This is a genomic window from Streptomyces sp. MnatMP-M17 (assembly GCF_900091995.1).
Taxonomy (GTDB): Bacteria; Actinomycetota; Actinomycetes; order Streptomycetales; family Streptomycetaceae; genus Streptomyces.
The window spans coordinates 1-8,549 of record NZ_FMDK01000043.1; the positions used below are offsets into that span (position 1 = coordinate 1).

Genomic DNA, 8,549 nt, shown 5'->3' on the forward strand with positions numbered 1-8,549 from the left:
TTTGTCTTAGGGGGGCCGTTGTCCGGGATCGAACGGGATGTAGGCGGGCCGGCGCTTGCCCGCCGGTCGGCGCTGCGGCCGTGGCTTTGATACGGAGAGTGAAAGTATTTGAGGCTAGTCACAGCATTGAGGGCATGAATAGGCGTATATGTGTGGAGTATGTCGTGGCCGGTGTGGCTACTGAGGGTCAGATACGGTGGCGTCTGTCGCGTCGGCTGGGTGCCGGCGCGTTTCTGGCCTTTCAGCTATCCGGAAGGAGTGAGTGTGAACGCTCGCTTTGGCGTGAGTCGGGCAAAGGCGCTTGCGGTCGCGGCGCTGGCCGCGATCGTCGCCTCGACCGTCCCAGGATCGGCGTCTGCTGCCGCAGACGGAAATCGATCTCGCTCAGAACACTGGGGCGTGATCACCCGTAACACGATCGGCTCTCCCGTCGCCGCTCTGAGGGACGGCCCGTTCGGCTCGTTCGGTGTGCAGGGACCCTCCGCCAGGCCGCCTTATGGGCGCGGCAGCCTGGGAATCGAGGTAGCGAACGACTCCACCTCGCTGAATCCTCCGAGTGAGAAGGTCGATTTCGGCAACGAGGTCGACTTCTTCGGCGATCCGGTGCTGGGCCTGAAGAAGGTCGGTTTCCGCGTCTTCCAGACCAACGAGAACATTGGTTACGGCGGCCCGGAGAACATGCCGAACATCCGGTTCGAGATCGATCCGAATGTGAGCGCGCATCCGGCCGACAACTACTCCACGATGGTGTGGGTGCCGGATGCGGCGCCGGTGACGGACCGGTGGAGCCCGTTCATCGACGCCACCACGACCGGCTACTGGTACCTGACGGGCAACGAGACTTCCTGTACCCAGGCCGCCAGGTGCACCTTCGCACAGCTCAAGGCCTCGCTCAACGACGGTGGCGCGCAGCCGACCATCTACACCGCCGCGGTGGGCAAGGGCCGCGACTTCATGTGGATCGGCGCTGTCGACGGTCTTCGGATCAATCAGAACATCTACGATTTCGAGGTCGACGGCGTCAAGACGCGTCGCGCCGGCTGACGCGCCGGGGCAGGGCGTGTCCGTAGGGCAGGTCCGAGAGGTATTGGCAGGTGAAAAGGCGCGGCTCCGGATTGGGGTCGCGCCTTTGCGTTCGCCTTTGTGCTGGGGTAAGTGGTGAGGCGGGGTGTGGTGTTCTGGTGGTTGTCGTTGTGTCGGCCCGTCGATCGGTGCGTCAGTGATCAGGCCCCGGGAAATTCGAGAGCGTGGGACTCGTGAGGCTCCGGGAGTGTCGCCGAAGCGGGTTTGGTATGTGGCGTACGGGTCCAATATGGATCTGGCGCGGTTCTCCTGCTATATCGCAGGCGGCCGGCCGGCGGGCGCGGCCAGGGCGTATCCGGGATGTCGGGACCGGAGGTTGCCTGAGGTTTCGGTGCCGGTGGAGCTTGAGGGAGTTGTGTATTTCGCCACCGAGTCGCCGGTGTGGGCGGGCGGAAGGGCGTTTTACGATCCCGGGGCTTCGGGACGGGTGTTTGCCAGGGCGCATCTGGTGTCCGCCGAGCAGTTCTCGGACATTGCCGCACAAAAGATGTACCGACAGCCGGGGGCCGATCTGAATCTGTCGCAGGTGTTGAGGCGGGGAAGGGCGGAGCTCGGGAGCGGACGGTACGAAACGCTCGTATGCCCGGGGACGATGGACGGGCTGCCGGTGCTTACATTCACCGCTCCATGGCGTGTGCGCGATCTGAGCTGGAATACGCCGTCCGACTCCTACGTCAAAGTTCTGTGCCGGGGACTGCTGGAGGCGGGCGCCTGGGACCTTCCTGCCGTCGCGCGCTATATCGCCGCGTGCCCCGGTGCGGCCGGCGCGTGGACCGCTCGTGACATCGCTGAACTCGTCGTGGGGTGAGGTACGCGGAGGGTGGGCCCCGTCGTACGACTGCTCGCCGTATGGCTCCCCGTCGTACGGCTGTGTACGACGCGTGCGTTACGGGCGTGCCGTGAGGCGGGCCGCTGAGGCGATGGTGGCGCGCGCTTCGTGTTCGTCCAGCCCTGTCCGTACGGCGGCGTCGACCAGCGGCTCCACGAGCGCGTCACCGAAGCCGTGTTCGTACGCGCGGCAGGCGGCCCAGAAGAGCCGCGTGTTGCGCTGGCCTTGGTGTGCCGCTCGTACGAACTGCACCAGGCCGTCGCCGCGCGCGGGCTGGTCCCGGCGGTGGTTCGGGCGGGCCGACGGCGTGACCGGAGGCGTGGCCGGAGGAGTGAGCAGGCGCAGCAGCGCACGAGGGCAGGGCGCGGGCGCCAGGCCCTCCGTACCCGGCGCCAGCCGATAGGCGCCGCGGGCCGTGACCGAGCCGGGACCGACCAGATAGCCGCCGGCGCCGCGTACGTCGATTCCGGGAGCGAGCCGGCCGGCGGAGTTGGGCACGACGACGTTCGGCGGGCCCGTCAGCCAGATGTGCCGGCCACCGCTGGGTGTCAGGACGATCACGGTCTCCGGCAGCGTGAACAGATGCTGGAAGGCCAACTGCTGGAGCGCGGCCATCGAGTCCGGGGGCGGGCTGAGGGTTCGGCCGGGAGTCCAGCCGAGGGTTGGGTCCGAGACCGGATTCGGGGTCGGGTCCGAGATCGGGGCTGCGGTCGGGTCCGAGATCGGGGTCGCGGTCAGGTCCCAGGGTGGGCCGAACGCCGGTCCTGGCGCCCGTCCTGCCCGCCCTGATACCGATCCCGCTCCCGTTCCCGCGGTGACGTCCAGATCGATGCCTATGAGCTGGTGCGGCGGGCGCCCGCAGGCGATGCCGTAACCGGTCGCCCAGGGCGCGGCGGCGAAGAGAGCGCGTACGCCGGTGGGATCGGCCGTGGCGTCGTGGACGCCATGGCCCAGCAGCCCGCACTCGCCGCGGCAGCGGATCCGTTCGGGCTCGTCGCGGTGAGGCGAGCGCAGGGCCGGGAGCTTGGTGGGGGACAGAGGGATGACGGGGAGCCCACGTTCGGCGGCGGACAGCGCGTGAGCGAGGGCCAGGGTGGCGGGGTGCCGGGCGGTGGTGGCCATGCTTCTATGTTCGTACAAGCGTTCGAAGAAGGGAAGAGGGGATGGCGGTCGTGCCGTCGGCGGGAGGCTCTGAAGGGATCACGGTGAAACGATTCGCCTCTTCCGGGGGGCGGCTTACGGAGGCCGGCTCGCTGTCTCTGGCCTTGGAGACTTGTCGATACCTTGGGGGTGAACCATGGATTTGGGAGCGCATAGGGGTTTATCGACTTGTCCTCACGCTTGCGAGGGAATCAGCGACTCCGGGGTGGTTCGCGGGGGATTCGGTGGGCAATTCTGAGGTCGCGACGTCGTCACAACGACCGAGGCGGTCGGCCAACTGCCTTGGAAACACCCGTACTTCGTTCCTGGAGGAACTGACATGGCAAGCTTCCGTACCGCTCGTGCCTTTGCCGCTGTCGCCGCCCTGCCCCTCGCTGCCGCGCTCTTCACCGGCGTGGCCCAGGCCGACGACGACGCCTTCTCCGACAACGAGTGGAATGCGAGCGTCGCCACGCTGGCCGGCAGTGGCGTGGGTGGTCACAACTTCGGCAACTCGACGACCACGCAGCAGGTGGCGACCGGTGCCGGCGCGTCCAACCAGAACAACACGGCCAACGTGATCGGTGCGGGCTTCACGACCATCGACCAGTCCAACGAGAACATCGCGGTGAACTTCGCCCGCCACCGGTGACATAGGGCCCGACGGGGGGTGTGACCGAGGGGTGATGTTCTGCGCGGCGGCACTTCGGTGCCGTCGCGCAGTCCGTTGCGGGGCGGCGCGCGCACACTTTGCTGTCCGGCGTCCGGCTGTCTGGCTGTCTGGGTTGTGTTCGCGCTGTGGGTCCGGCTGCTCGTGCCGTGTTCGTCGCCGCGTCCGCAGCCCTGCTCGTCCCGCGTCCGTCCCGTGCCCGGGGTGACCCTGATGGTCTCCCTCATCCCTCCTCCACCTTCAGGAGGTGGAGCTGACACCACCCCTACACCCTGAGGCGGACATCTCTTCGGGACCTGGGGCCGATCCCCCGAGGCAGGGCTCACTCCTAGCGTGGAGCCATGACCACGCCTGTCTGCACGAGCGCCTCCACGGCCGCCAAACCGGCTCCGCACGCGCCGTACGTACATCACGCGCCGCCGTCCGTGCCCGCCGCGCCGTACGTGTCGGCCGTACCGTACGCGCCGCATCCCGCCCAACCGGGCCACCAGACCCACCAGGCCCGCCCGAGCCACTCGGCCCGTCCGGCCTACGCGTCGTTCTCCTCGTACGTACGGGCGCGGGGGCCCGTGCTGCTGAGGACGGCCCGCTCCCTCACCTCCAACCCGTGCGACGCCGAGGACCTGTTGCAGACGGCCCTCACCAAGACGTATGTCGCCTGGGACCGCATCGAGGACCACCGGGCGCTGGACGGTTATGTCCGCCGTGCCCTGCTCAACACCCGTACCTCGCAGTGGCGCAAGCGCAAGGTCGACGAGTTCGCCTGCGAGGAACTGCCCGAGCCCGCGGGCCTGCCGGAGCCGGATCCCGCCGACCAGCAGGTGCTGCACGACGCCATGTGGCGCGCGGTGATGAAACTGCCCGACCGCCAGCGGGCGATGGTGGTCCTCCGCTACTACGAGGACCTCAGCGAGGCCCAGACCGCCGAGGTGCTCGGAGTCTCGATCGGTACGGTCAAGAGCGCGGTGTCCCGTGCGCTCGGCAAACTCCGCGAGGACCCGGATCTTTCCCCGGTTCGCTGATGCTGCCTCAGTCCCCCGGCATCCCGGTTCGCTGACGTCCCGGTCAGACGTTGCCTCCCTACCGGTCCGCCGACAACAGACCTACAGACCTCGCCGTTTCTGCTCCCGGGTAGTGACATACCGCGCGGTACGTGCGCAGAATCTCCGCAACCCTTAGCGCGACGGAGCGCTAGCGCCCACCGGGAGGACGCCGTGCTGAGCACCATGCAGGACGTACCGCTGACTGTGAGCCGCATCCTGCACCATGGGATGACCATCCATGGAGCGTCACACGTCACGACCTGGACCGGCGGGCCCGAGCCGGAGCGCCGTAGCTTCGCCAAGGTCGGCGAGCGCGCGACACGGCTCGCCAACGCCCTACGCGACGAACTCGGAGTGACCGAGGGAAGTGTTTTGGGGACGTTGATGTGGAACAACGCCGAACACGTCGAGGCCTATCTCGCGATCCCTTCCATGGGCGCGATCCTCCACACCCTCAATCTCCGGCTCCCGCCCGAGCAGCTTGTCTGGATCGTCAACCACGCGGCCGACCGCGTGGTGTTCGTGAACGGCTCGCTGCTGCCGCTCCTCGCGCCGCTCCTCCCTCACCTCCCGACCGTCGAGCATGTCGTCGTCTCCGGTCCCGGCGACCGGGCGTTGCTCGACGGTCCGCTGCTCGACGGCGCGTCCGCGCGTGTGCATGTGCGTGTGCATGAGTACGAGGAGCTGATCGCCGGCCGTCCCACCACGTTCGACTGGCCCGAGCTGGACGAGCGGACCGCCGCGGCCATGTGCTACACCTCCGGCACCACCGGGGATCCCAAGGGCGTCGTCTACTCGCACCGTTCGATCTATCTGCACTCCATGCAGGTCAATATGACGGAGTCGATGGGGCTGTCGGACAGGGATACCACCCTGATCGTCGTACCGCAGTTTCATGTGAATGCCTGGGGCCTGCCCCACGCCACCTTTATGGCCGGCGTGAACATGCTGATGCCCGACCGCTTCCTCCAGCCCGGTCCGCTCGCCGAGATGATCGAACGTGAGCGGCCCACGCACGCCGCCGCCGTCCCCAGCATCTGGCAGGGACTGCTCGCCGAGGTCACCGCGCGCCCGCGCGATCTCACCTCCATGGCGCGCGTCACCATCGGCGGTTCCGCCTGTCCGCCGTCGCTGATGGAGGCGTACGACAAGCTCGGCGTACGGCTCTGTCACGCCTGGGGCATGACGGAGACATCGCCGCTCGGCACGATGTCCAACCCGCCCGCCGGACTCACCGCCGACGAGGAGTGGCCGTACCGCATCACCCAGGGCCGTTTCCCGGCCGGCGTCGAGGCCCGTCTCGCCGGGCCCGATGGCGACTTCCTGCCATGGGACGGCGAATCGGCCGGTGAGCTGGAGGTACGCGGCCCATGGATCGCGGGCGCCTACTACGGCGGCGCGGGAAACGAACCGATCAAGCCCGAGGACAAGTTCAGCCCCGACGGCTGGCTGCGCACGGGCGATGTCGGAGTCATCAGCCCGGACGGCTTCCTCACGCTCACCGACCGCGCCAAGGACGTCATCAAGTCCGGCGGCGAGTGGATCTCCAGCGTGGAGCTGGAGAACGCGCTGATGGCCCATCCGGAGGTGGCGGAGGCGGCGGTCGTCGCCGTACCGGACGAGAAGTGGGGCGAGCGGCCACTCGCGACGATCGTCCTCAGGGACGGCGCGTCGCCCAATTACGCGGCGCTGAAGGAGTTTCTCGCCGGGAAGATCGCTAAGTGGCAGCTTCCCGAGCGGTGGGCGGTGGTGCCGGCGGTGCCGAAGACGAGCGTCGGGAAGTTCGACAAGAAGGTGATCCGCAGGCAGTACGCGGACGGCGAGCTGGACGTCACTCGGGTTTAGGCGTCACTCCGGTTCAGACGTAACTCGGGTTCAGATGTTTGAACGCGGGCGCGGCCCGGTTCGTACCGATCTTCAGTTCGTACCGATCTTCGCGAGGAGGTCGACGATCCGGGACTGCACCTCGGTGCTGGTGGAGCGCTCCGCGAGGAACAGTACGGTCTCGCCGGACGCGAGCCGAGGCAGTTCCGCGCGGTCGATTCCCGCCGAGGTGTAGATGACGAGAGGAGTCCGGTTCAACTGACCGTTCGCCCGCAGCCAGTCGATGATGCCCGCGCGTTGCCGCCGTACCTGCATCAGGTCCATGACCACGAGGTTCGGCCGCATCTGGGAGGCGAGGGCGACCGCCTCGTCGTCGGTGCCCGCGCGCGCGACCTGCATACCGCGCCGCTCCAGCGTGGCCGTCAGCGCGAGCGCGATCTCCACGTGCTCCTCGATCAGCAGCACGCGCGACGGATGCTGTTCGCTGTCGCGCGGGGCCAGGGCCTTGAGGAGTACGGCCGGGTCGGCGCCGTACGCCGCTTCCCGGGTCGCCTGGCCCAGACCGGCCGTCACCAGTACGGGGACCTCGGCGGCGACCGCGGCCTGGCGCAGCGACTGGAGGGCGGTACGGGTGATCGGTCCGGTCAGCGGGTCGACGAAGAGCGCGGCTGGGAACGCGGCGATCTGGGCGTCGACCTCCTCGCGGGAGTGCACGACCACCGGGCGGTAGCCGCGGTCGCTGAGCGCCTGCTGGGTGGAGACGTCCGGCGCGGGCCAGACCAGCAGCCGGCGTGGATTGTCGAGTGGCTCGGGAGGGAGTTCGTCGTCGACGGGCCGTGGCTGAGGGCGGTTGGCGACCTCGACCGCGCCGCCGGGACCGTCGAGCGGCTCCGGGCCCTCGGCGCCCTCGTCGGGGGCGCCGATCGCGTACGACCGGCCTTCGGGATGGGCGGAGGGCAGCCGCGAGTTGCCCTGGGGGGAGCCGGGCTGGGGCTGGTGCGGCGAGTTCGGTGCCGACGCGCTCGCGGAGCGGTCGTCGGTGTCGGCGGGCGGCGTGCCGAGCTTGCGGCGCCGTCCCGAGCCGAGGGACTGGCCCGAGCCCTGGCTTTGGGTGGTCTGGCCCTGTGGCTGGTGAGGCTGTGGCTGCTGGTGGGGCTGGGGCGGCTGGTGTGCGAAGGGCACGCCCTGGCCGAGTGTGCGCACGCTGAAGGCGCGGCCCTGGGTGGAGTCCGGCGAGACCGGAGTCTCCTCGGGGAGAGGAAGCGCGGGCGGCAGTGGTTGATGAGCGCCGCGCCGAGGATCTGCGACGGCGGACTCGCCCGGAGCACCTGGAGCGCCTGGGGCACCCGGAGCGCCTGGGGCGGGCGGTACGGGAGCGCCCGGGGCCGTCTGCGGTGTCTGGGCGGACGGCATGCTGCCCGTGTGGCCGGCCGTGTCGGCGCCCGTACGGCCGTCCGCGTTCGCGTTCGCGGAGGTACGTGGGTCGTCGGGCCAGCCCGGAGGTCCGGTCATCATGCCGAAGCCCGAAGTGGTGGGCATGCCCTGCCCGTTGGACATGGGGTCCGCGCCGTGGCCAGGAGCCTGGTCGGCCGCCGTTTGCCCCGGCGCGGCCTGTCCGGGCATGGCGAGTCCGGGGCTCCCCCAGCCGTTCGGGTCGACGGGCATGGCGCCGGTGCCGCTGCTCGTACGACCGGCCGTGTCTCCGGGGCTCCCGGCGCTTCCGATGCCTCCGGTGCTCTCGGGCCAGGTGGGCGGCGCCGGGTGCTGGGTGTCCGTAGCGCCACGACGCCGTCCCGAGGGCAGCGGGTGCGCCTGCGGCGGGGTGTGGTCGGCGTCCGGTTGTGTACGTACGGCGTCATGGCGGCCCGGGAGCGAGGCGTCCTGAGCGCGGGTGGCCGGCCTGCTCGGCGCGGCCGGCGAAGGGGGCTGGACGGGCGACGGAGCGCGGTCGGCGGCGGCG

General features: G+C 69.4%; 6 protein-coding genes and 1 pseudogene. 5 read left to right on the forward strand and 2 right to left on the reverse strand.

Annotated elements, in window-relative coordinates:
• The first annotated feature begins 219 nt into the window (after positions 1-219).
• Complete coding sequence (locus GA0115259_RS02610; RefSeq protein WP_256097886.1) at positions 220-1,044, forward strand: hypothetical protein; 825 nt, start codon at positions 220-222, stop codon at positions 1,042-1,044.
• Between the two features lie 394 nt (positions 1,045-1,438).
• Entirely contained in the window at positions 1,439-1,891 is a 453-nt protein-coding gene (locus GA0115259_RS02615; protein WP_345940985.1) for a histone deacetylase, read from the forward strand.
• A gap of 78 nt (positions 1,892-1,969) precedes the next feature.
• Here GA0115259_RS02615 and GA0115259_RS02620 read toward each other — a convergent pair whose 3' ends face one another.
• On the reverse strand, positions 1,970-3,034 hold the full coding sequence (locus GA0115259_RS02620; RefSeq protein ID WP_093590224.1) for a bifunctional DNA primase/polymerase: 1,065 nt from the start codon (positions 3,032-3,034) through the stop codon (positions 1,970-1,972).
• 358 nt (positions 3,035-3,392) lie between these two features.
• Between GA0115259_RS02620 and GA0115259_RS02625 the strand changes: the two genes are divergently transcribed.
• The 3 genes from GA0115259_RS02625 to GA0115259_RS02635 all read left to right on the forward strand — a co-directional run bounded on the left by GA0115259_RS02625 (position 3,393) and on the right by GA0115259_RS02635 (position 6,610).
• A complete protein-coding gene (locus GA0115259_RS02625; protein ID WP_093590227.1) occupies positions 3,393-3,704 on the forward strand; it encodes a hypothetical protein in 312 nt (103 codons plus the stop codon).
• Between the two features lie 359 nt (positions 3,705-4,063).
• Positions 4,064-4,744 carry a SigE family RNA polymerase sigma factor gene (locus tag GA0115259_RS02630; protein WP_093590230.1) on the forward strand — a complete coding sequence of 227 codons (681 nt, stop codon included), beginning with the start codon at positions 4,064-4,066 and terminating at the stop codon, positions 4,742-4,744.
• Between the two features lie 192 nt (positions 4,745-4,936).
• Entirely contained in the window at positions 4,937-6,610 is a 1,674-nt protein-coding gene (locus GA0115259_RS02635; protein ID WP_093590233.1) for a long-chain fatty acid--CoA ligase, read from the forward strand.
• A gap of 72 nt (positions 6,611-6,682) precedes the next feature.
• On the opposite strand, the pseudogene GA0115259_RS02640 reads toward GA0115259_RS02635, so the two are convergent.
• Positions 6,683-8,549: pseudogene (locus tag GA0115259_RS02640) on the reverse strand (response regulator); the annotation flags it as partial.